This is a genomic window from Vreelandella sp. V005, assembly GCF_052645115.1.
The window spans coordinates 541854-563657 of record NZ_JBQXYA010000001.1 but is presented as its reverse complement, the minus strand read 5'-3'; the positions used below and the strand labels follow the sequence as shown (position 1 = coordinate 563657).

General features: G+C 54.8%; 26 protein-coding genes, 1 pseudogene and 1 riboswitch. Of the genes and pseudogenes, 15 read left to right on the top strand and 12 right to left on the bottom strand.

Annotated elements, in window-relative coordinates; translation table 11 throughout:
• Positions 1 to 40: 40 nt before the first annotated feature.
• The 4 genes from ACUN8H_RS02605 to ACUN8H_RS02590 all read left to right on the top strand — a co-directional run bounded on the left by ACUN8H_RS02605 (position 41) and on the right by ACUN8H_RS02590 (position 3554).
• Positions 41 to 961: an EamA family transporter gene (locus ACUN8H_RS02605; RefSeq protein WP_445530609.1), complete on the top strand. Its 921-nt coding sequence runs from the start codon at positions 41 to 43 to the stop codon at positions 959 to 961.
• Positions 962 to 1159: 198 nt separating this feature from the next.
• Entirely contained in the window at positions 1160 to 2221 is a 1062-nt protein-coding gene (locus tag ACUN8H_RS02600; RefSeq protein ID WP_445530608.1) for an HlyD family secretion protein, read from the top strand.
• The gene (locus tag ACUN8H_RS02595; RefSeq protein WP_445530607.1) at positions 2211 to 3248 is read left to right on the top strand and encodes a DUF2955 domain-containing protein; all 1038 of its coding nucleotides are present in this window, start codon (positions 2211 to 2213) and stop codon (positions 3246 to 3248) included. Before ACUN8H_RS02600 ends, ACUN8H_RS02595 begins: the two co-directional genes overlap by 11 nt.
• 120 nt (positions 3249 to 3368) lie before the next feature.
• On the top strand, positions 3369 to 3554 hold the full coding sequence (locus ACUN8H_RS02590; RefSeq protein WP_445530606.1) for a CsbD family protein: 186 nt from the start codon (positions 3369 to 3371) through the stop codon (positions 3552 to 3554).
• Between the two features lie 115 nt (positions 3555 to 3669).
• On the opposite strand, the gene ACUN8H_RS02585 is transcribed toward ACUN8H_RS02590, so the two are convergent.
• The 3 genes from ACUN8H_RS02585 to tenA all read right to left on the bottom strand — a co-directional run bounded on the left by ACUN8H_RS02585 (position 3670) and on the right by tenA (position 8229).
• A complete protein-coding gene (locus ACUN8H_RS02585) occupies positions 3670 to 5379 on the bottom strand; it encodes a hypothetical protein (protein ID WP_445530605.1) in 1710 nt (569 codons plus the stop codon).
• A gap of 224 nt (positions 5380 to 5603) precedes the next feature.
• The gene (thiC, locus tag ACUN8H_RS02580; protein ID WP_445530604.1) at positions 5604 to 7517 is read right to left on the bottom strand and encodes a phosphomethylpyrimidine synthase ThiC; all 1914 of its coding nucleotides are present in this window, start codon (positions 7515 to 7517) and stop codon (positions 5604 to 5606) included.
• A gap of 28 nt (positions 7518 to 7545) precedes the next feature.
• Positions 7546 to 8229, bottom strand: coding sequence for a thiaminase II (gene tenA / locus ACUN8H_RS02575; RefSeq protein ID WP_445530603.1), 684 nt, complete (start codon positions 8227 to 8229; stop codon positions 7546 to 7548).
• A gap of 88 nt (positions 8230 to 8317) precedes the next feature.
• Positions 8318 to 8472: riboswitch (TPP riboswitch) on the bottom strand.
• A gap of 234 nt (positions 8473 to 8706) precedes the next feature.
• On the opposite strand from tenA, the gene ACUN8H_RS02570 reads away from it, so the two are divergent.
• Together ACUN8H_RS02570 and ACUN8H_RS02565 are read left to right on the top strand one after the other, a co-directional pair.
• The gene (locus ACUN8H_RS02570; RefSeq protein ID WP_445530602.1) at positions 8707 to 9243 is read left to right on the top strand and encodes a DUF6624 domain-containing protein; all 537 of its coding nucleotides are present in this window, start codon (positions 8707 to 8709) and stop codon (positions 9241 to 9243) included.
• Positions 9244 to 9339: 96 nt separating this feature from the next.
• On the top strand, positions 9340 to 9915 hold the full coding sequence (locus tag ACUN8H_RS02565; RefSeq protein WP_445530601.1) for an O-methyltransferase: 576 nt from the start codon (positions 9340 to 9342) through the stop codon (positions 9913 to 9915).
• A gap of 131 nt (positions 9916 to 10046) precedes the next feature.
• On the opposite strand, the pseudogene ACUN8H_RS02560 reads toward ACUN8H_RS02565, so the two are convergent.
• Positions 10047 to 10241 (bottom strand): annotated as a pseudogene (locus ACUN8H_RS02560) (Txe/YoeB family addiction module toxin).
• Positions 10242 to 10555: 314 nt separating this feature from the next.
• Here ACUN8H_RS02560 and ACUN8H_RS02555 point away from each other — a divergent pair.
• Positions 10556 to 11161, top strand: coding sequence for a porin family protein (locus ACUN8H_RS02555; RefSeq protein ID WP_445530600.1), 606 nt, complete (start codon positions 10556 to 10558; stop codon positions 11159 to 11161).
• A 194-nt stretch (positions 11162 to 11355) separates the two neighbouring features.
• On the opposite strand, the gene ACUN8H_RS02550 is transcribed toward ACUN8H_RS02555, so the two are convergent.
• The 6 genes from ACUN8H_RS02550 to ACUN8H_RS02525 all read right to left on the bottom strand — a co-directional run bounded on the left by ACUN8H_RS02550 (position 11356) and on the right by ACUN8H_RS02525 (position 16295).
• A complete protein-coding gene (locus tag ACUN8H_RS02550; protein ID WP_445530599.1) occupies positions 11356 to 12039 on the bottom strand; it encodes an MFS transporter permease in 684 nt (227 codons plus the stop codon).
• Entirely contained in the window at positions 12036 to 12983 is a 948-nt protein-coding gene (locus ACUN8H_RS02545) for an aldo/keto reductase (RefSeq protein WP_445530598.1), read from the bottom strand. Before ACUN8H_RS02545 ends, ACUN8H_RS02550 begins: the two co-directional genes overlap by 4 nt.
• A complete protein-coding gene (locus tag ACUN8H_RS02540) occupies positions 12980 to 13393 on the bottom strand; it encodes a hypothetical protein (protein WP_445530597.1) in 414 nt (137 codons plus the stop codon). Before ACUN8H_RS02540 ends, ACUN8H_RS02545 begins: the two co-directional genes overlap by 4 nt.
• Positions 13394 to 13444: 51 nt before the next feature.
• Positions 13445 to 14266, bottom strand: a complete 822-nt coding sequence (locus ACUN8H_RS02535) for an aldo/keto reductase (RefSeq protein ID WP_445530596.1) — start codon at positions 14264 to 14266, stop codon at positions 13445 to 13447.
• A 159-nt stretch (positions 14267 to 14425) separates the two neighbouring features.
• Positions 14426 to 15658 carry a permease gene (locus ACUN8H_RS02530; RefSeq protein ID WP_445530595.1) on the bottom strand — a complete coding sequence of 411 codons (1233 nt, stop codon included), beginning with the start codon at positions 15656 to 15658 and terminating at the stop codon, positions 14426 to 14428.
• Positions 15659 to 15806: 148 nt separating this feature from the next.
• Positions 15807 to 16295 carry a TspO/MBR family protein gene (locus tag ACUN8H_RS02525; protein WP_445530594.1) on the bottom strand — a complete coding sequence of 163 codons (489 nt, stop codon included), beginning with the start codon at positions 16293 to 16295 and terminating at the stop codon, positions 15807 to 15809.
• Positions 16296 to 16549: 254 nt separating this feature from the next.
• On the opposite strand from ACUN8H_RS02525, the gene ACUN8H_RS02520 reads away from it, so the two are divergent.
• From ACUN8H_RS02520 to ACUN8H_RS02490, 7 genes are all read left to right on the top strand, one after another.
• Positions 16550 to 16804: a GNAT family N-acetyltransferase gene (locus ACUN8H_RS02520; protein WP_445530593.1), complete on the top strand. Its 255-nt coding sequence runs from the start codon at positions 16550 to 16552 to the stop codon at positions 16802 to 16804.
• Positions 16805 to 16941: 137 nt separating this feature from the next.
• Positions 16942 to 17976, top strand: a complete 1035-nt coding sequence (locus ACUN8H_RS02515) for an alpha/beta fold hydrolase (RefSeq protein WP_445530592.1) — start codon at positions 16942 to 16944, stop codon at positions 17974 to 17976.
• A 75-nt stretch (positions 17977 to 18051) separates the two neighbouring features.
• Complete coding sequence (locus ACUN8H_RS02510; RefSeq protein ID WP_445530591.1) at positions 18052 to 18321, top strand: GNAT family N-acetyltransferase; 270 nt, start codon at positions 18052 to 18054, stop codon at positions 18319 to 18321.
• 329 nt (positions 18322 to 18650) lie between these two features.
• Positions 18651 to 18698 carry a hypothetical protein gene (locus tag ACUN8H_RS02505; protein WP_445531073.1) on the top strand — a complete coding sequence of 16 codons (48 nt, stop codon included), beginning with the start codon at positions 18651 to 18653 and terminating at the stop codon, positions 18696 to 18698.
• Between the two features lie 257 nt (positions 18699 to 18955).
• Positions 18956 to 19309, top strand: coding sequence for a VOC family protein (locus tag ACUN8H_RS02500; protein WP_445530590.1), 354 nt, complete (start codon positions 18956 to 18958; stop codon positions 19307 to 19309).
• Between the two features lie 137 nt (positions 19310 to 19446).
• Positions 19447 to 19860: a DUF899 family protein gene (locus ACUN8H_RS02495; RefSeq protein ID WP_445530589.1), complete on the top strand. Its 414-nt coding sequence runs from the start codon at positions 19447 to 19449 to the stop codon at positions 19858 to 19860.
• Positions 19848 to 20270 carry an MAPEG family protein gene (locus ACUN8H_RS02490; RefSeq protein ID WP_445530588.1) on the top strand — a complete coding sequence of 141 codons (423 nt, stop codon included), beginning with the start codon at positions 19848 to 19850 and terminating at the stop codon, positions 20268 to 20270. The genes ACUN8H_RS02495 and ACUN8H_RS02490 overlap by 13 nt, the downstream gene beginning before the upstream one ends.
• 27 nt (positions 20271 to 20297) lie before the next feature.
• On the opposite strand, the gene ACUN8H_RS02485 is transcribed toward ACUN8H_RS02490, so the two are convergent.
• Both ACUN8H_RS02485 and ACUN8H_RS02480 read right to left on the bottom strand, forming a co-directional pair.
• Complete coding sequence (locus ACUN8H_RS02485) at positions 20298 to 20417, bottom strand: hypothetical protein (protein WP_445530587.1); 120 nt, start codon at positions 20415 to 20417, stop codon at positions 20298 to 20300.
• Between the two features lie 107 nt (positions 20418 to 20524).
• Positions 20525 to 20785, bottom strand: coding sequence for a TspO/MBR family protein (locus tag ACUN8H_RS02480; protein WP_445530586.1), 261 nt, complete (start codon positions 20783 to 20785; stop codon positions 20525 to 20527).
• Between the two features lie 221 nt (positions 20786 to 21006).
• Between ACUN8H_RS02480 and ACUN8H_RS02475 the strand changes: the two genes are divergently transcribed.
• Entirely contained in the window at positions 21007 to 21765 is a 759-nt protein-coding gene (locus ACUN8H_RS02475) for an alpha/beta fold hydrolase (RefSeq protein WP_445530585.1), read from the top strand.
• Positions 21766 to 21804 lie beyond the last annotated feature (39 nt).

The window sequence follows — 21804 nt, the reverse complement described above, 5'->3', positions numbered from 1 at the left end:
AACGAGAGTCCTTTACTCCTGAACGAGCCGTTACGCCCCTATGTCAGCGTCCCCATTGCCCAAGCTTCTGCCACGCCATTTAGCCATCCTACTCATGATGACCGTGGCCACCATGTTTGCCGCCAATCACGTTTCCGCCCGGCTGGCGTTTGATAATGGCACGGGCCTGCTGCTAGCCGTTTTAACCCGCTCAGGGGTCGCTTGTTTGATCCTCATCGCGCTGGTCATTGTGCAGCGCAAGCGGTTATGGCTGCCCGCTGGTACTTGGCCATGGCAACTGGCCGTGGGGCTGTTGATTGCGGTGCAAAGCGTCAGCCTCTATTCAGCGGTGGCCAGGCTACCGGTGGTGATTGCGCTACTGCTGGTGAATACATTTCCCATTCAGTTAGCGTTATTGAGCTGGGCGCTGGGCGGGCCGCGACCAACCCTGCGTAGCTGCCTGATCATGGGGACTATTTTAATTGGCCTGCTGGTGGTGCTAGATATTCCTTCGTGGCTGGCCAGTGCCGACGGCATGGGCCCCGGATGGATCGCGGGCATTGGCTTTGGCCTGATGGCCGCCTTTGTGTTTGCTTGCGCACTTTGGGTGACCGAACACCGCTTGGCCGGCGTAGGCAGTACGCTACGCAGCCTGCTAACCATGCAAACGGTGTTTATTGTCATGATTATTGGCGGAATCGCTGGTGTCGTGCCAGGCGGCATGAGCCTGCCAGACAACACTGCCGGTTGGTTAGGTTTGACGCTGCTGGGGTTGCTCTATGGCTCGGCGTTTTCGACGCTGTTCATCTTTGTACCCAGACTTGATATGGCGCGCAACGCGCCGGTCATGAATATCGAGCCAGTGGCCTCTCTAGTGCTGGGTTATTTCGTGCTCGATCAAATGCTCAGCGCTGGCCAGTTAGTCGGCGGCGCAGTGGTGGTGGGCGGTATTGTCGTCCTCAGCCTATCCAAGGGGCGGTAATTTAGCAGCTGACTGTGTTGGCTTTATAGCGATGCGTCTGACCCTGTCGCCATTAGGTGACGGGGTTTTTATTGGCTATATTGTTAGCTCGCTAATTAATTGTTAGACTAAAGTCTCTCTTACCTTCCCCTATACGATACGCGCCCGATTAGAAGCGCTGGCCAGGCGGTTGCCTGGTGGCTAACAAGTGAGCTCTGCATGACTCCCGATCAAACATTTGCCCGCTGGGTAAAGGTGGCGATTGCTGCCTTCGTACTGCTATTCATCTACTTTCTGCTGGCCGATAGCTTTATGCCCATGACACCCGAGGCGAGGGTGATACGGCCCGTAACACGGATTGCGCCGCAGCTCAGCGGTCCGGTTAGCGCTGTGTTGGTGGAAGACCACCAAAAAGTGAATGAAGGCGATGTGCTGTTTCAAATAGACCCGGCACCGTTTCGGTTAGCGGTTGAACAGGCACAGCTAAATCGTGAGCAGGCTGAGCAGGAGAACGCTCGTTTAGAAGCGGAGCTTACCTCCGCGCAAGCGGAACTGGCCTCTGCTGAAGCGACAGCCGCCGAGCGGCAAGGCGAGCTTCGCCGCGCCGAAACATTAATGGCACGGCAGAGCGTATCGCGCCAACAGTACGAACAGCAGGTAGCCGCCGAGCGCACCGCACAGGCCAGCGTAGCAGCGGCCAGGGCGAAAATCGTGAGCATGGAAGTACAGTTGGGCGATTCGGGCGAGAGCAACCTGCGCTTACGCCAAGCCGACAATGCGCTCTCCCAGGCACAGTTGGATCTTGCCCATACCCATGTACGCGCTGCGCAGGCAGGCAGCGTCACCAATCTGCAATTGGAGCTCGGTGACTACGTACAGGCGGGCCAGCCCGCCTTGGCCGTGGTGGCGGAAGAGCTGGATATCATTGCTGATTTCCGTGAAAAGAGTCTGCGCCATGTGGCACCAGGCGATTCAGCACGGGTAGTGTTTGATGCCTGGCCGGGCAAGGTCGTCGATGCCCAAGTGCTCGCCATGGATGCCGGGGTGCGCGAAGGGCAGTTGGCGGCGGATGGTCAACTGGCCGATATTCCCACCACGGACCGCTGGGTGCGGGATGCTCAGCGTATGCGCGTGCACATCGCACTGACAGAGCCCGTCGCCAAGCCGCTTGCCAGCGGCGCTCGCGCCACGGTGCAGCTTCAACCCAGTGATGCAGCGCTGGCCGCCCCTTTTGTATGGCTGCAGCCACATCTAATCAGCTGGCTTCACTATGTTTATTGAGTCCAGGTTAACGCACAACGGTTTGCGACAGTGTCTAAGGGTAGCCGGGGCGGGCGCCTTAGGCTTTGTAATCAGCCAGTTAATGGGCTGGAACTACGGCGTGTTTTTTACCGTTTTTCCAATGTTCCTGCTGGGCCTGGTGCCTATTCTCAACGGCCATATCATGCGCCAGTTTTTAGCTAACGTATCACTCAATGTGCTTGAGGTGAGCCTAGTAGTTGGTTTGCTCAAGCACATGCCGGTGGTGATGACGCTCGTCGTGCTGGCAATGTTTCTGTTTCGCTTTAACCTGATGGCGAAAGGGCCGATGTTTTTGTTCGGCGCTAACGGCGTGCTGACGTTAAGCATTCTGCTCCATTTCGCCAGTTACCCAAACGTCGATTTAAGCGACCTATTAGCCTGCAATTTGATGGCCAGCGGCTTGGCTGTGTTTATTGCCATGCTGATGTATACGCTTTTTCCCGACGTTGAACCACGCCAGCCGCCACCACGGGCCAATAAGCCCGCGGCGCAGATTCGTCACGAAACATTGATTGGTGCACTGACCGCCACGCTCTCGTTTGTGGTGTTTCAGGTGTTCGATTTGCAGGGGTCGCTTTCTGCGCAAATGGCGACCATCTTGGTGCTGTTCGCGTTGGGGTATTCCGGTGCCAGAGTGTCAGCGGGCAAACGGGCCGTGGGAACGCTGCTAGGCTGCAATTTGGCGCTACTGATGCAGCTACTGCTCTATACCCAGAGCCACCACTTTTTGCTGGTCATACTGCTCTACTGGCTAGGTTTAATACTTTTCGCCCGCGAGCATGTTCTAGAAGGCGCCGGGTCGGGAATAGGGTTTGGAGGGCTAACCACCTTGGGGATTCTGTTTGGCCAGTCGCTAGGCCCGCAGCAAGACCTGGTTTACAGCGCGCTCTACCGGTTCTCCTCAATGAGCGTTGCCCTAACGCTTACGCTGCTCTTCATGGCCTGCTTACACGGTTTATTGAACCACTGGGCGCCCACCCGCTTAACAAAAAGCGCCCCGCCATAAATAAAACAACGCAACTTTTTTAATAAAAGCTAATCTATGAAATGTTGACGTGTGATTGCAGTGCCTGAGCGCACCTTCATACACAACGCTTTCCCTACTAACGGATTAGAGGTGTTTGTCATGGCAACTGGTACAGAAGATAAAGCTAAAGGTGCAGCTAATAAAGCCGCCGGTAAAGTGAAAGAAGCCGCTGGTAAAGCGACTAATAACGGCAAAACAGAAGCCAAAGGTAAAGCCCAGCAGGGTAAAGGTGAAGTACAAAAAGGCAAAGGCGACGCCAAGGACAGCCAAAAGAAAAAGCATTGATATTAAAAAAATATAGACACCAGCAGGGGGCTTCGGCCCCCTGCTGGCGTTTTAAGGGCTATCGGGTACTAGGTGCCGTCATAGCCTAGGACGAACCAGTTCACTCCCCGTCTGGTCACTTCAATTCCAGCGAAAAGCCCATTTCAACGCCAGCGTCATCCACTTCGAGCCAGTACGCCATATTCTCGTAGATGTCGCCATACTGCTTAAACATTTCAATATCAGCTTCGGTCAGTTCCTCAGTAGGTACTTGCTCCATGACATCAGCCAGCGAATGATAAAATTCACCCGTCATGTGGCCATGTAGCAACAGGTCGCGATCTGACGTGGGGGCGTTCAGCGCTTCTTTCAGTGTCGCTGAATCGCTGATGCCCGCGCCTAATACGATGGCGGTGTCAGACATCGCGGCATAGAGCGCCGGCATATCAGGTGGCAGCAACATGCTCTTGATTTTTTTGGTCTCTCCGCCGGGTTCAAGGCCAAGCGCGCCCAGCTCAGGCAAGAAGGCGCTGGCTGTAGACAGCAGGCTCATAGGGTTTTGCGAGGCGAGGGCCAGGATGCCCGTTGCGATGGGATCGCCGTTTTTCATAGTCAGGCTCTCAATACGTGCATTGAAGCCCGAAAGCGACGAGCCAATCATCTGAGTGATCGGGTTGTTGACCGCCATATTGATTTCGTTCCAAGAGCGGTTCAAATCCTGTAACTCATCACAGCTAAAGGGATTTTCGCGCACTTGCCGCGCATACTTCTGAATGGTCTGCGTCAATACAGGTAGGTCCAGTCCCAACCCAAAGCTGGCCATTCCCTCTGTGTTACCCAGGCCCGGAACCTGAGTCGATAGCGCGCGCAGGTCGCTGACGATCCCTTCATCGGTTTCCAGGATGAGGTTCATCTCCATGCGTTCAAGGCTGTACTCCCGCGCGCCCATTGCCAAGCCAGAAAAGCGGCTAGTGATACGGTCGATATCTGCCTGACAGGAGGAGAGATCCAGCGGCGCTAAATCCACCGCGTCCATCAGTGCCTGGGTCCCTGTGTGAGTGGGCGTGCTTAGCTCACTCAGCAGGCGTGAAGAATCAATCTGACCGGCGCCGTAAGGGGTAAAACCATGGCGCTGTTCAATTTCCGCCAGTGCGCCGGTATCACCAATGCTGCTATCGGGCAGTTTGTTGCCCAGCACCTGCGCTAGCAATTCGTCGCTGGCATCCTGTGGCACTACCGATACCAACAATTGCTGATCGATAATGGCGAGGATCGCTTTGATGGGGCCCTCTTGCGTCAGTTCCCAGTAGTCGTTGCCATTGGTGGTGGCCGTGCTTGGGTTGATCTCTGCTTTGGTTAGGATGCGCTCCAGCGTGTCACGAAAGGCCTCTTCATCGTGTAACTCAACGCGCAAAACAGGCAGGATGCCCAGCCCATAAAAAGCAGCCTGAGGGCCCATCTTGAGGCCCAGTGCGTGAACATCATCCAGCGTTTCAACACCGACTAACTCTTCACCCATGGCGATTAACAGCGTCATCATCGAACGCTGCACGTCGTCTTCTATATCGGGCAGTGTGCGGCGCAGATCCTCCAGATCAGCTTCGAGGCTACTGTTGGGCTGTGAACGCTGAAAAAGTTCAAAGATATCCTGTTCCGGCATGACGTCACGCGTGGCCATGAAGTAGGGGGAGTCAGCCGGAATGTATTTTAGCATGGGGGCTGTGACAGTTTTCGGCGCTTCCTGCTCTGTGGCGGCTGCCGTTGGTTCGTTATCCTCGCTGCAAGCACTCAGCAAGCCAGTGCTTAACAGGGCAAGGGATACCGCCAGGGAAAGTTTGGTTTTCATCTGAAGTCAGTTCTTTGCAAGGGTGTGGTTTTAAATCGAGCGTGGCGAACAGAATACTCTGCAAATGAGAATCATACACGAGCAATGTATAATTAATTTCAGCTAAGGCGAAAAATAGTGTTTTACGCGATGAGAATGCTGGGCTCAATACGCCAGTGGCGCTTGAGATTTATTAACACTCAAGCGCCACTTTTAGTAGAAGAGCTGTTTAGTCCGTCGTCTTATTAAACTTCCTGATACAGCTCGCTGCCTTTGTTGCGAAACTTCTCTGCCTGTTCTTCCATGCCACGTTTTACCGCTTCTGCGTCGTTTAGGCTGTGCTCGTTGGTCCGGTCTTTGTAAGTGTCACGCACTTCCTGGCTGATCTTCATGGAGCAGAACTTCGGCCCACACATGGAGCAGAAGTGCGCCACCTTGGCGGAGTCCTTCGGCAGGGTTTCATCGTGATACTCACGAGCGGTGTCCGGGTCTAGCCCCAGGTTGAACTGGTCTTCCCAGCGGAACTCGAAGCGCGCCTTTGAGAGCGCATTATCACGCCGCTGCGCTGCCGGGTGGCCCTTGGCCAAGTCCGCCGCGTGGGCAGCAATCTTGTAGGTGATGATGCCGGTTTTCACGTCATCCTTATTGGGCAGGCCCAGGTGCTCTTTCGGCGTCACGTAGCAGAGCATGGCGCAGCCAAACCAGCCGATCATCGCCGCCCCGATGCCCGAGGTAATGTGGTCGTAGCCAGGGGCGATATCGGTTACCAGCGGCCCTAATGTATAGAAGGGCGCTTCGTCGCAGTATTCCAACTGCTTGTCCATGTTCTCTTTGACAAGGTGCATGGGCACGTGGCCGGGGCCTTCGATCATCACCTGCACATCGTGTTTCCAGGCAATGTGGGTCAACTCGCCGAGGGTTTTCAGCTCCGCCATTTGCGCTTCGTCATTGGCATCGGCAATCGAGCCGGGGCGCAGGCCGTCGCCCAGCGAGAACGCCACATCGTACTGCTTGCAGATCTCGCAAATCTCTTCGAAGTGGGTGTACAGGAAGCTCTCCTGATGGTGATACAAACACCACTTCGCCATGATGGAGCCGCCACGGCTGACGATGCCGGTGACCCGGTTGGCGGTGAGCGGCACGTAGCGCAGCAGCACGCCCGCATGAATGGTGAAGTAATCCACCCCCTGTTCGGCCTGCTCGATCAATGTATCCCGGAAGACTTCCCAGGTGAGGTCTTCGGCCACGCCGTTAACCTTCTCCAGTGCCTGATAGATAGGCACCGTGCCAATGGGCACCGGTGAGTTGCGCAGGATCCACTCGCGGGTTTCGTGAATGTTCTGTCCGGTGGAGAGGTCCATGATGGTATCCGCGCCCCAGCGGATGCCCCAGGTCATCTTATCCACCTCTTCTTCAATAGAAGACGTGACCGCCGAGTTGCCCAGGTTGCCGTTGATCTTGACCAGGAAGTTACGGCCAATAATCATCGGCTCGCTTTCTGGGTGGTTGATGTTATTGGGAATAATCGCCCGCCCACGGGCCACTTCGTCTCGCACAAATTCAGGCGTAATCTCATCCGGCAGGCTGGCGCCAAAGCTCTGACCTTTGTGCTGGTGGCCCAGAATGCGCTCCACCTCTGCGGTGCCTAACGTTTGCCTACGCTGGTTTTCACGTAGGGCAATAAACTCCATTTCCGGCGTGATAATCCCCTGGCGGGCATAGTGCAACTGCGTCACGTTCTTGCTTGCTTTTGCGCGGCGCGGGGTGCGGGTTAAATCAAAGCGCAGCTGGGCAAGCATCGGGTCGTTGGCGCGGCGGTTGCCGTATTCAGACGTTGGGCCTGATAGAAACTCGGTATCTTCCCGCGCGTCGATCCAGGCGCGGCGCAGTTCCGGCAGCCCGCGGCGTAGATCGATCTGGGCATCGGGGTCGGTGTAGGGGCCGGAGGTGTCGTACACCAGCAGCGGCGGATTCTCTTCGTCTATGCTGCTGGTTTTGGTGGGCGACAGCGTAATTTCCCGAAACGGCACGAGAATATCAGGCCTTGAGCCTTCAACGTATACCTTGCGCGAAGCGGGCAATGGCGCAATGGCGGCAGCGTCTACCTGGGCGGTTTCGGCGAGAAAGTGGGCGGTTTTACTCTTAACGGTCTTGGCCATGGTGGCTCATCCTTGGTTGTTGTTGGGGTTAGCGAGAAAGCTCAGCATCGGTAAGGTCTAGGCCCATTTGCCAAAAGTCGATTTCCAGGCGAGTGGCATCGCGGAAGATGTTGGCAAGCTCCGCAAAGCGGGCAGGGGTGACATCGGCAAGGCGGGCATCAAGCCACGTAAGCTCCGCCTGCATGGCGGCCTGAAACTCATCACCTTCGTACATGGCAATCCAAGCATCAAACGGGTTTTGCTCGCCGCGCAGGGTAGAAGGCTGGTCGTTCAGCCAGTTGGCGATTTCGCCATAGCCGACTAGGCAGGGGGCCAGCGCCACGTGCAAATCGAGCAGGTCGCCGCGGTTACCGGTATCCAATACATAGCGGGTGTAAGCCAAGGTGGCCCTGGCCTCGGGAAGCTCAGCCAGTTCCTGCTCGCTGATTCCCCACTCCTGGCAGAAGCCCACGTGCAGGCCCAGTTCCACATCCACGATGGCTTTTAAGCCTTCATGGGCCTGGCGTAAATCGGCGAGGGTGGGGCTTTTGTAGGCCGCCAGCGCATAGGCGCGGGCGAAGTGGATCAAGAACAGGTAATCCTGCTTTAAGTAGTGGCGAAACGATGCTTCAGGCAGCGTGGCGTTGCCCAGTTGGCGCACAAAATCGTGCTCAATATAGGCGCGCCAATCTTGCTGGCAGGCGGTGGTGAGATCGGTAAAGCGGTAGCCCATGATGCCTCCGGTAATAATGATCCGGAGGTAAGGCGAAAAAGATCGAGGAAATGGCGCGGAAGGTGGCGTGCGATCGTAAGAGAGCTAGCCAAGGCCATCGCTTGATCCCTACGCCGGTACCCGCGCCGCAATTCATATAGCAGCGCATTAGCCGGATCAGGTTCAGCGGGACCAGCGCTCGGCAGCCAAAAGCTTACCCTGCGCCATCTCAGCCGGATATCACCGGCACCCCGTCAAGCTGTTCGTTGGTGGAGTGTAGGAGGCGGGTGGGAGAGATGCAAGGGGGTGATTGGAGGTGGGGAGTCGCGCAAGCTTCGAAATTTGAAATTTGGTTGTTTGTTCGAAATTGGCTTTGCTCATATAGGAATCACTGGGGTAGAGTCGAACTTGGTCGCTGCATAACCTCAATCAATGCGCCCTGACGTTCATTGAGGTCATACAGCGGGGCGTAAATCACTGTTAACTGGGAAGGAGCCCATGAATCAAAATCTTGCGGATGAGTTGGTCACGATGGTGACGAAAGACCAGCGGTTATTGCAGCAACTCTTCGATTCGGGAGAATTACCATCTGAGTCTTATCATCCTCGGATGCAATCCCTGCATGAGCACAATGCTTCCCGCCTGAAAGAAATTATCGGCGGTCACGGTTGGCCCGGCATTTCGTTAGTGGGGGAAGAGGCTGCCAAAGCTGCATGGTTGGTTGCCCAGCACTCTGTTTCAGATCATGAGTTCATGGCGGAATGTGTCGGTCTGCTGGAAGATGCCGTTGCGAGAGAAGATGTGGCTGGCTGGCAGTTGGCATTCCTTCAGGATAGGGTACGCACCTTATCTGGCAAGCCTCAACACTACGGCACCCAATTTGATGTTGATGAAAACGGTTGGCCAACACCGTTTCCTATTGAGGATTCAACCACGGTTAATGAACGCCGTGCGCTACTCGGACTGAACTCCCTTGAGGAGCGCCTAGAACAAATGACTGAGCAGGAGCGGAAACGCCGTGCCAATATCGAGTAACCCAGTTAACAAAACGCGTCACTCGGACGCACTTGTCTCCGCTTCGCTGCATCAAGGTCGCCGGTGCGCTCTGCGTTATGCATTGGGAGGGCCGACGTGGTACTCAAGGGAGTTTTAGAAGAACTAGAGAAGCTAGGTAAAGAGAACGATGCTTCGGAAGAGCAGAAGGATCGCAAGTATCTCAATATCACAAGGGATACCGGTGAATTTTTGGCGGTACTCATAAAAGCTAACGCGGCGACACAGGTTCTTGAGATTGGAACATCAAATGGCTACTCCACTTTGTGGATAGCGGCTGCGCTACCAACGGATGGGCATATTACGACTGTAGAAATCTCTTCGTCCAAGGTTATTCAAGCCAAAGATAACTTCAAACGGGCAAGTCTCAGCCACAAGATTACAGTAGTGCAAGCAGGTGCCGCCGACTACCTTGAGCAGGCCAATTATCAGTTTGACTTGGTATTCCTCGACTCTGATCGCTCAAGCTACATTCAACTAGCAGACCAAATCGTGTCTCTCGTTCGGCCTGGGGGGCTTTTGGTTTGTGATAACGCGGTTTCGCATGCCGGAGAATTGGAAGAATTCATTGACTTCGTCAACAGCACGGGTGAATTTACTATCGCTACTGTGCCCGTTGGTAAAGGGGAATTCGTGGCGTGCAAAAATGCATAACAAAGCCATTAAGTTCGCGCACTACGTGCGCCGGACCTCGTTTCACTCGGCCGCTTATGGCGGGCGTTAAATCAGTAGTGATACTGGAGCTGGGCAATTAGCGAAGCGTCATCCGTGACTTTATATTTCAGTCAGTGTTCCTGGTTGATTCGCCGAGATTAATAATTGGCAAGGCTGTGTTTGAGAGGCTCTTGCTTGCTGGCCCCTTCAAACGGCTCTCGCGTGGTCTATTTGATGAGCTTGTTGATGCGGTTAAGAATCTTCTTGTCGGTTTTCTGCCAGTACAAAGTGTCTTCCCCGGCGTTCTCGGAAAAGAGGAACTTTATTCATGAAGTTCCTATTCTGACCACCACTTTGCTCCAGTTCGGTAACATTGCAATGCTCCCCATATTAATGAACCGTTATCAGCGCTGAATCAATGACCGAAGCGCCTCTACCATCCCGGTAGAGGCGCTTTTTTTACAATATATAAACTTAACTGTCGTAACCGAATCCTCCTTGTTGTCGAACAGTGTTTTGCCTATGGTTATACGTGTGAATCAAACGACTATCACATTGCGTGAAACACGGCAGGATCGCCTTTCAATACCATGACGATTCATAGAATCGTTCACAGCAAGTCGTCACAAGGAGAACACACGTGAAACTCAGAACACTACTTACCGCCTCGTTTACCTCTACCGCTCTGCTCGCCACGGCACCGTCGGCATTCGCCGCGCCCAATGCTGATGGCCTCTATCTAGGCATCGGTACCGGTTTCAGTTCGCTTGAGAACGATGACGACGAAGTCGGCGATTTCATCTCCGATGGCGCCGAAGACTTTGATCTGGATGATGAAGAAGACAACGGCTTCAAAGGTTTCGTCGGCTACGAATTCAATCCTTACTTCGCTACCGAAATCTTCTATGCCGATCTTGGTCGTACGCGCCTGAGGGGTAACAGTGACGCCAATACCGATTTAGAATCCAGCGCCTACGGGGCGAGTCTGGTCGGTCAATTACCCATTACCTCCTGGTTTACCGCCTTCGCCAAGGCCGGTGTGGCCAAGTGGGAAACCGACGTTGATGGTAACCTTGGCGGTGCTAGCGTTGATCTAGAAGACCAAGATGGTACCGATCCGGTCTACGGTGTCGGCGCGCAGTTCAACTTTGATCCCTTCCTGATTCGTGCCGAATATGAGCGCTACGACTTCGACAGCGACTATCAGATCGACTCCTTTACCGCGTCAGCCGGTTTCCGCTTCTAACTGCCAATTTGTTTTGCCATGTGCGATATCAGCGCTGGGGGAGCCCCGGCGCTATCGTTTTGTCTCGCGCAATCCTCGCAAACTTTTAGGCGTTAGATGATTAAGCAAGCGCCGCTTACATATCGAAAAAACCGTTAGCTAAGCAAGGCAGATTGTCTATTTGCCTCCGCATCAACGTCACCGTTGCTGAGACGTTATCGCTTGGGTTCGATGCTTTTCCAAACAAGCCCAACCAACGCAATCACCAGTACGACAAACAGCACGGCGGCGCCCCCCGAATCCAGCACCTGCAGGGTCAGGCCTGAAATGACCAGCCAGAGCGCTGGAATGATGGCGGCGAGCCAAAGGGCGAAACCCCGCAGCATGATCAGCACCAGGCCCAGCGTGGTTACCGCCGTGGGGTCAGCATGAATGCCGAACACTTCTGCCTGATACCAGGAGCCGCCGCTTAGCGGCGCTAACATCTGCATTATCAGCGGCATGAGTATCAGACCGAAGAGGGTGATGGCGATGCCTATGGCAACCGGTGGGTGTGTTGCGCGTGGCGCGTTATCCATTCCCCATCCCGTTAGCGTAATCACTACCAGCAGCACGGCTTGGGCGATGAACGCGTAACCAACATAGCCCCCGGCCCAGTTGAGTTCTGCATAGCGCTGAATGAAAAACGCGACGGCGACGAAGGCCCAGAGAGGGGCGGGTAGCAGGCAGGCGAGTCGCGTGCGGTGTTTCAACGCCAGCACAAGGGTGGCGACGCCGAGTGGGAGGGTCAGTAAATGCAGCGGCCAGAAGGTTTCGCCCATGCGTTCCAGCAGGCGAAAGTAAACATCCGCGGTGAAGGGAATAAAGTCCTGTAGCTGGTAGCTTGTCCACTCGTTCATAGCGACTCGATATACGCGGCCATCCGCTGCCGGGCATCGGCCGAGGGCATGGGGGAGTAGCCAGCGCGCATATTCTCGCGCATGTGCTCGACCTGAGTGGTGGCGGGTATTGCGCAGGTGATTGCCGGGTGGCTGACGATAAACTTCAGCAGGAAGTCCGCCCAGGTTGTGCAGCCGCATTCCTCGTTCGCCCACTCGGGCAATGGCGCGTCACGCCGCTTGAGGTGCTTGATCAGGCTGCCACCATCGTATGGCCGATTGGCGATCACGCCGATGCCACGTTCTTCTGCCAGGGGCAGTAGCCGGTTTTCAGCCTCGCGGTGGGTGATGTTGTAGGTGAGCTGAACGAAGTCGATCTCCTTTGACGTCATGATCTGCTCGATCTCGCCGTGGCGGCGCCCGTGTGAGGTCGTGATGCCGACATGGCGGATGATGCCTTCGGCTTTCATTTCCTGCAGCGCTGCCAGGTGCTCGCGCCAGTCGGTCAGGTTGTGCACCTGCACCAGGTCGAACTGCTCCACCTGCCAGCGGTCTTTAAGCTCGGCCACCTGCTCGCGAGCCGAGCCACCGGCAGGGCTCCAGACTTTCTCTGCGGCAAATAGGCTTTCTGGAGTGTTCAACTGCTGCAGGGCATAGCCCATCACATCTGACGCCGAGCCATACATGGGCGAAGAGTCGATCAGGCCACCGCCATGCTCGAAAAATGCTTTAACCACCTCGGTGCGGGCATCCAACAACTGTGGGTCGCTGCCAACATTGAAGGTGCGCCAAGTGCCCATGCCGATAACGGGCAGCGTTTTGTCGGTGCCTGCAAAAGCCTTCTGACGCATCCCGTTTGTGTTGGCAAAAAGCGATGCGGTGGGGAGCGTCATGGCGGCAATCGTGGCGCCGATGAGCGTAAGGCTTTGTCGGCGCGTGATGCGATGCTTGATGAGACGGTTCATAGCGGTCGCTCCTTCCGATTTTTTTGAATCGGCACCGTGGTCGCCAACACCAGCACAAAGCATGTCAGCACAAACACCTTGTTCACAAACCAGTTGGTGCGCCAGATCGACCAATCAGGGTCGGCGAGAAAACGCACGAACAAAGTGCCGATGATGAGGATTTCAATGACGGACATGCCCACCGCCAATGCACGCGTGTAGCGGGGCTGTTTGAGCAGCGCCCAGCCTAGCCAGACGTGCGCCAGTGGCCATAGATCCCAGTAAATATACTGCGCCCAGGGCTCGCCGTAGGCTAATGCGTAACCCACGGGAAACAGGTATTTTATGAACAGCGTCCACGCCGCCAGGATGAACAGCAGGTGGGCGAGGAAACTGATCCAGGCATTAGGCTTTGGGGCGGGCAGTGACATGACAGCGCTCCTGTCCTAGTCCGTTAATCCTGGGCCGTTAATGGCTCGGCCTCACACCATCTGCAAAGAGTGCTTGCGCTTTGGCGGAGGAAAGGCGGCGTCGATTTGTGCTAGATCTTCGTCGTCGAGCCGGACGTTATCAGCATCAACGTTCTGTTTGAGATGTTCCAGATTCACGGCTTTAGGAATAGCGATCACGCTGGGGTGGCGCAGTGCCCAGGCGAGGGCGACTTGCGCGGGGGCGGCACTGTGTTTGTCGGCGATGCGTTGCAGGGTGGCGTCTTGCAATAGCGCGCCGCCTTGCCCGATGGGGCAGTAGGCCATAAGCGGCATGTTGTGTTGTGCTTGCCAGGGCAGCAGGTCGTACTCAATGCCGCGCGCTTCAGGGTTGTAGAGCACCTGGTTAGTGGCGCAAGCGGGCGCGTCGAGCTCCGCTAGGTCATCAATGTCGAAGTTCGAGACGCCCCAGCGCAGGATCTTGCCCTGCTCGCGCAGCCGCTCAAACGCTTCCACTGTTTCGCTCAGTAGGTACTGGCCGCGCCAATGCAGCAGGTATAGATCGATAGTGTCGGTGCCCAGTCGGCGCAGGCTTCGCTCGCAGGCCGCTTGTACACCCTGGGTGCTGGCGTTGTGCGGGTAGACCTTGCTGACCAGATACACCTCATCGCGCCGACCGCGGATCGCTTGGCCAACGACTTCTTCAGAACCGCCCTCGGCATACATCTCGGCGGTATCGATCAGCGTCATGCCCAGATCCAGGCCTTCACGCAGCGCCCTGACCTCAGCCTGCCGCTGCCCGGCATTCTCGCCCATGTGCCAAGTGCCCTGGCCGATACGGGGTACGCTGTCGCCACCTAGCTCAATCGTCTGCATATTATCTTCCCGGTTGTGGTGCTGTTAACTCATGTTCGTTAAGCGCAGGCAACACCAACGTTGCCTTCTGCAACCGCCATACCGAATCAATCGCCATCGAGGCAACGCAAAGCAGCCTGCCGACCAATACCAGCACGTAGATCAGTCAAAGCGAGTAGGTCATGCCATTAGCGGCGCCACAAGAAGGCCGCCGGCTAACCATACCGCGGCAATAACGACAAAACCGCGCAGTACCCAAGTACCAGCCCCTGCGCCGCCGCCATGATCATGCTCATGACCCGAATTGGCATGCTTGGCCCGATACCAGAAAAATACCAGAACCGCGGATATCGCGAGGAATACTAGGTTGAGTATAAAGCCGTAGTCCACCTTGAAATGGTCGCGTTCCGTGGCCGTTTGCACAGTGCTTGCATCCGGCAGCATGCCGAATGCTGCGAAGCCGTAATGCATCATCAGGGAAGCAAATACCAGCCCACTAAGTAGTAACGCTAGAATATACAGCGACATCTTCCAGCCGTAATATTGCGCATTAATCCTCAGAACCGGCAGTACCACCAAATCCGAAAAAATAAACGCCATGACACCCGCAAAGCTGACGCCGTTACCAAAAAGCACAGCAGCTAAGGGAATATTGCCCATGGAACCAATAAAGGTAAAAAAGGCTGCAAAAGGGCCGATTAAGGTCTGAGCCAGCAGAGAGAGAAAGCCCAGTTCACCTTCTGTCTGGCCTGCGCCAGGAAAAAGCCCATGGAAGAAACTTTCAGGCACGAAGGCGGCAATCACGCCAGCAACCGTAAAGCCAATTAATACATCCTTCCAAACCATCTGCCATTCCATGACATAGGTCATGCCGATCTGCTGCCAACCCTCACGACTGGTCAGTTTTGACTGCCAGCTCTTCTGTTCACCGCCATGCTGATGTTCTTCTTCATTTTTATGAAGCCGATCCCTGGCCTGTTGAATAAGCTTTTTGGGTTTGGTGACACGAATGAAAAGCCAGGCAAAAAGGATCAGTATGATACCGCCGATATATTCAGCCACCACGAATTGCCAAGCCAGGAAAATCGAGATGACGATACCCAGCTCAATTACCAGATTGGTGGAGGCGAGAAGAAACGCAATGGAGGGCGCTAATCCAGCCCCTTTTTGAAACAGGCTACGCGTGGTAGCCAAGGCGGCAAAACTGCAAGAACTGGAGATAAAACCAAAGAACGTGCCCAGCGCCATACTTCGCGGGCCCGTTTTACCCATGGCTTTTTGCATACGTTCCTTCGTTACTAGCACTTGTATCAGGCTGCTGATGATATAACCCAGCACGAATGCCCAAAGGGCCATCCAGAAAAAACCAGCACTGGTAAGCGCTGCCTGGTGCCAGAGGCTGAAAAAATCCATATTAGCTCCGGTTCGTTAAACGCAGATGAGATGCTAGTAAAAGCTAGCAGGGATTCGCTGAGCCAACAAAGAGCCAACCTCAGGTAACGTTTCTTTCTTGGCGGGTTCACTACCGCTCTCTCCCCGCCAGTGGAACACGCTTGGTTAATTAGCCCAATATTTGTGGGTTAAGCTGCCAAACGCTCCAGGTCAACGCGCAGGCCAGGCTCACCCAGGCGAGGTAAGGCAAAAGCAGCACGCCGGCCAGCGGTTTGAGGCGCCAGAACATCACCAGAGTGATCAGAATCAACATCCACAGCACTACCGTGCCGATAAAGGCAATGGCCCCTAGCTGCCACACGAAGAAGAGCCAGCTCCATAGGGCATTGAGCGAAAGTTGCACCACAAACATCACCAGTGCAGGTCGGGCACCCCGTTCGCGCCAAGCAAGCCAGGCGGCGATCCCCATCAGGCCGTAAAGCGTCGTCCACATCGGCCCGAACAGCCAGGCCGGCGGCGCCCAACTGGGCTGCTGAAGGCTTTGGTAGAACGAGGCCGCCTCGATGGAGGCGATAGCACCGATGGCGGCGGCAATATAAGCCAGCATCAGCCAGCCGATCAGGCCCATGGTCTGTGTCTTGCGGGAGAGTGCACGCACGTTAGTTCCTGCTAAAGTTGTGAAACCTGTTTCAATGGTAATGCAGCGTGGCAAACTCGGCCATGGGCGAAATCTCGCTCCCACGGCGCCAACGGCAGGAGAGAACAAGAATGAACACGATCTATCCAGGCGCCTGCTTGTGCAGGGTGTGGCAGTTCTCTGTCAGCGGTTTCAGCGAAAAAGCCGCGAACTGCTATTGCTCGATGTGCTGTTAATTTCATGGCGCCGGCTTTTGGGAGTCAAGGCTGGACGATATGCGTGATCTCTATCTACCCGCTTCCGAAACTCAGGTGATGGAAATGTCAGGGCAGGTCGTGGGGTTCTATAGCTTGCATGAATATACGCTGGCGGCGATTTTCGTACGGCCTGTCTTACAAGGCCAAGGGGTTGGCACAGCGCTGCAGGAGGATGCGAAAGCGCGAAGAAAGCATTTGCAGCTCACGGTGTACGCTAGAAATGTGGCCCGGCATTCGTTTCTACCGCCAGCACGGTTTTATTGCCGCGCGTGAGCAGTTGGATGCGCATGCGGGTGAGCCGGAGCTTCTGATGCAGTTTGATACTGCATTGGTCGCTTAAAGCGAAATGTCTGACAAATCCTGCCATACTCTTCCATGTCACTTAGGCCATGGAAGAGAGGAGCGAGACAATGGTACGTCCACTATTTAAACGCACATTTCTAGCAAGCTGCATGGGCGCAGCCGCCGCGGTGGGGTCTATCGGCAGCGCCGCTGCCAATGATGCACCTAAATATGACGGTGAACTGTCCGGTTTCGAATACGCCTATTCGGTTGAGCGGTTCGAGTTCAGAGCCCAGGGCCAGGATATGCAGATGGCCTATCTGGATGTTCAGCCTGAAGAGGGCAGCGCCAACGGAAGAACTGTGGTGCTGATGCATGGCAAGAATTTCTGCGCGGGTACGTGGGAGGCCACCATCGAGGCGCTGGTGGACACAGGCTATCGCATCATCGCGCCGGACCAGATCGGCTTCTGTAAATCCACCAAGCCCGAGCACTACCAGTTCAGCTTTCATCAGCTGGCGGCCAACTCCCAGGCGCTGCTCGACGAGCTGGGGGTCGAGGAGGCGACCGTCATGGGACACTCCATGGGCGGCATGTTGGCCACACGCTTTGCGCTGATGTACCCAGAGCAGACCGAGCAACTGGTACTGGTCAACCCGATTGGTTTGGAAGACTGGAAAGCGCTCGGCGTGCCTTATCAAAGCATTGATGAAGGGTACCAGTCAGAGCTTAATAAAACGGCTGAGGGTATCCGAGACTATCAGCAAAGCACCTACTACGTGGGTAACTGGGAGCCTGAATACGACCGTTGGGTGGATATGTTGGCAGGCATGTTCGCCGGTGAAGACGGCGAGTTAGTGGCCTGGAACCAGGCGCTGACCTCGGATATGGTCTTCACTCAGCCGGTGGTTTACGAGTTTGGTGAGCTACAAGTACCCACACTGTTACTCATTGGCGAGCAGGACAATACCGCGATCGGCAAGGGCCGCGCCTCCGAAGAGGTACAGGAAACCCTCGGTCATTACGACGTGCTTGGCGAACAGGCCCGCGATGCCATTCCACAGGCAACGCTCGTCGAATTCCCCGAGCTTGGCCACTCACCGCACATCCAGGAACCTGAACGTTTTCATGAGGAGTTGCTCAACGGCTTGACCCACCAATAACTGATAGGCCAAGCGCGAGCGTTTGAACCCGTTCGCGCTTTTTGGGTAATGGGACAAGGATGGTGATCACGCCATTTGACCAAGTTCGGCTTGGTCAACGCTATCGTTGACCTTCGCTTAGCGGGAGGTAAAATCGGCGAGATTGCGAGCTTATTGGTATCGGCAGACCACCGTGGGCAGGGCGTGAGCCGCGTATTGCTCCAGCATGCTCAAGCGTGGCTGGGTGAGTGGGTCAGCACCATCCGTATACGTACTAATGTGGTAAGAAGCGACACTCACCTTTTCTATACCTCGGCAGGCTACATCGTCGCCAAAGAGCAAAATGTATTTCTTAAAGACGTATAAATACCTGCTAGGGGCTGCTTAGGCATGCGTATTCACCTGTAGGTCCTCAGCCACGCCTATATCCGCGCTCGGCGAAAAGCCTAGTGCACTGGCTCTGCGCTGTCCGGGTCGTTTGCAGGATCTTCCAGTGGCTCGCAGGCTCGCCTCCTCTTCGGTCTCTTCATCGCTTGCCTGCTAAATATGGCCTGGGTAAAAAGGGGACAGAATGGCTACCAGGACGCCGGATGCCCAGTACCGCAATCATCGAAAACGTATCAGCGTAGCTAAATGTAAGGTGGCTCAGAGCTAATGCCTTTGTATAACTACGGTTTTAGCCAGAATTTGGGTGGTTGAATGATAGGTATGGCGTATCTTGGCAGCTCAACCTTGCGAACTAAGGTAGCGACAGCATCAACTCATAATCAAGCGCAGCACTAAGCAACCTGAGGCTACTGGGCACTTACGAAATCGTGCCGGTGAGCGCGGCGTTAAACGTTACTTTTACGTGGTGACCAACACGCTAATATTCCCTCATGTTCAAATCATTCCACCACAAAAGACTGAAGTGATGTTATTCGATTGGCAGGGTGGTTGCTTGAGAATGGAGTGATGCCGCTTCTGTTGTTGGCGTTGAGCAGACATTAGAGGACATGCTATGCAGTTTATCGTCAACATCGATGTGCAAGATATTAACAAGGCAATTTCCTTCTACGAGAAGGGGCTTGGTTTGCAGCTGATTCGGCGACTATTTGGCGACACGGTTGCAGAGATGGGCGGAGGGCCTGCACCCATTTATTTAATTGAGCAGCCTGATACGAATACTGCTGTCCCTGGCACCTATATCCAACGCCACTACCCGCGACATTGGACGCCAGTCCACTTGGATGTTCTGGTTGAAAATATCGATCTGGCAGTCAGTCAGGCGGTTTCAGCGGGTGCTGCTCTAGAAGGAGAAATCAAACCATTCGCCTGGGGGAAAGCTTGTGACAATGAGCGATCCGTTCGGTAATGGGTTCTGTCTTCTAGAATTTGCTGAAGGAGGTTACGATCATACTGAATAGTGCCCTGCAAATGGCTACAACTGCCCCGCGTTTCATGGGGCGTCACGAGGTCGCTTGCCCCCTGTATTTAGGACGTTAAGTTCAAATGCCAACCAACATACTTATTCCAGACGAAGCAAGACAAGCGCAGCCCATCGTTGAAGACGTGCTTGGTGAGTCGATTGTGGGTATTTATCTTTTCGGTTCTGCTGTTGTCGGCAGCTTAAAGCGTAATAGCGATGTCGATATTCTGATGGCCGTTAACAATTCGCCAACACAGAAGCAGAGGGAAGCCCTGGTTGCTCAGCTAATGATGGTATCACGCGCTCCGCTAGAGAAAATCAATCAATACAAGACGCGCATGGGCTGGACGATTCCCTGGTACTCCTCTTACGAAAGCGACTTCAACGAGGATGTCAGCGCAACGACAGATGAGGGCGAAAGGCATGGCGCGAGTGTCTTCCTCCGCGATGGAAACGACATTTTTCGCACCTTTAAGGAGTTACCATGGAAGATATAACCTATTGGTACGCGCTGGCGGCTGTGCTGCTGTTTTTCAAAATGCTCGCCATTGCGGTGTATCAGGGCTTTCATCGCATTGGCAAGATGACCTTCAAGACCCCGGAAGACGCCGCCTTTGTGGGTCGGGAAGCCGCGAAAGAGGAGTTGCCACAGGTGCAACGAGGGGCTCGGGCCTGGTCAAATGATGTTGAAAATATTCCTATCTTTCTGGCGCTGGGCGTGGCTTACGTCTGGGTAGAGGCAGCGCCTGGCCTGGCAGGATGGCTCTTTATGACCTTCACGGGCGCCCGTTATATGCATACTGCCTGCTACTTGGCAGCGCTTCAGCCTTGGCGAACAGTGGCGTATGCCATTGGCGTAGCGTGCATGCTGGCGATGTGCGTGCTGATCCTGGCGGTAATTCTGTAGCATGCTTGCGCTTGTCCACTGACGACTTCAGCCCAACACCTGCTGATTGAGCTGCCAGATGGTCCAGGTGAGCGCACAGACCAGCCTAAACCAGGCTAGGTAAGGTAAAAGCAGTACGTCGGCCAGCGGTCTAAGGCGCCAGAACATAACTATAGTGATAGCGATCAGTGCCCACGGTACTCACACGCCAATAAAGGAGGCCGCCCCAACTGCCGCACGAAGTAGAGCCAGCTCCATAGGGCGTTGAGTGCTAGTTACTCCACAAACATTACCAGTGCCAGTCGGGCACCTGGCTCGCGCCAGGCAAGCCAGGCGGCGATGCCCATCAGGCCGTAAAGCGTCATCCGCATCGGCCCGAACAACCAAGCTGGCGGCGTCCAGGCGGGCTGCTGAAGAACTTCATAGAAGGAGGCCGCATTGACAGAGTCGATAGCGCCGATAGCGGCGGCGAAGTAGGCCAGCACCAGCCAACCGATGAGGCCTTTGATCTGTTGACTGCTGGAGAGTGAGCGCATGCGAGTCCTTTTCTAGGTTTATGAAAATCGCTTCATAGGTAGTGCAGGGTGGTGAACTCGGCCATAGCTGGTGACGTTCGACCGCAGGATGTAGCCTCAGTGGTTGCGCATGCTCTGCAGCGGCTCGACACTACTGGCTAGTTGCATGAGAAGTTTGACGACCGTAGGCAGAACTTTAACGGACGGTTAAACGATGAAGCTTACTGAGCGAGGAAGGTAAAATGACGCATAGAAAACAACCGGTCGTTCTTATCCACGGTTTGTTTGGATCTTTGAACGATCCGAAAATATTGGCAGAGTTCGATCAAGTAGAGGTTCATGCACCTGACTTGATTGGCTACGGCGCACATTCCCAGCAAGAAACAGCGGGCATCGATTTACTCGCTCAAGCGGAACATGTTGCTAAGTATATTTTAGATTCCAGAATTGAACAGGCTCATATCGTAGGACACTCGGTAGGAGGCGCAATTGCAGTTTTGCTGGCCGATCGTTTTCCAGAGCTAGTGTCATCTTTAATCAGCGTGGAAGGAAACCTCACTATTAAAGACGCTTTCTGGTCTGCCGAATTGACCGCTATGCCGATAGAGAAAGTTGAAGAAATAGTGGCTGGTTATAGGCACTCACCATCTGATTGGTTCGCGAGCGCGGGCGTGCCTATTACCGAATGGACATCGCGTTTAGCTACCTCCTGGCTTTCCAATCAGCCCGCGACGACCATAAAAGCGCAAGCTAAAGCGGTAGTCGAAGCGACGAAGCCAAGTTCGTATCTCCAAACCCTTTCTCGCCTTATCGATTCCGGTCTTACCGTTAGTTTAATTGCTGGCTCTCGATCGCCTGATGGATGGGACGTACCCGATTGGTTGACTCGCACATGCACGATGCGCATCAACATTGCGGATACAGGGCATCTAATGATGGCGGAGAGTCCGGCTCGGTTTTCGAGCGCTGTTCAAACGTGTGTCGCTTACAACAGACTATAATATAGTGCCTTAAACTGCCTAACCGCCAAAGCTTGGTGC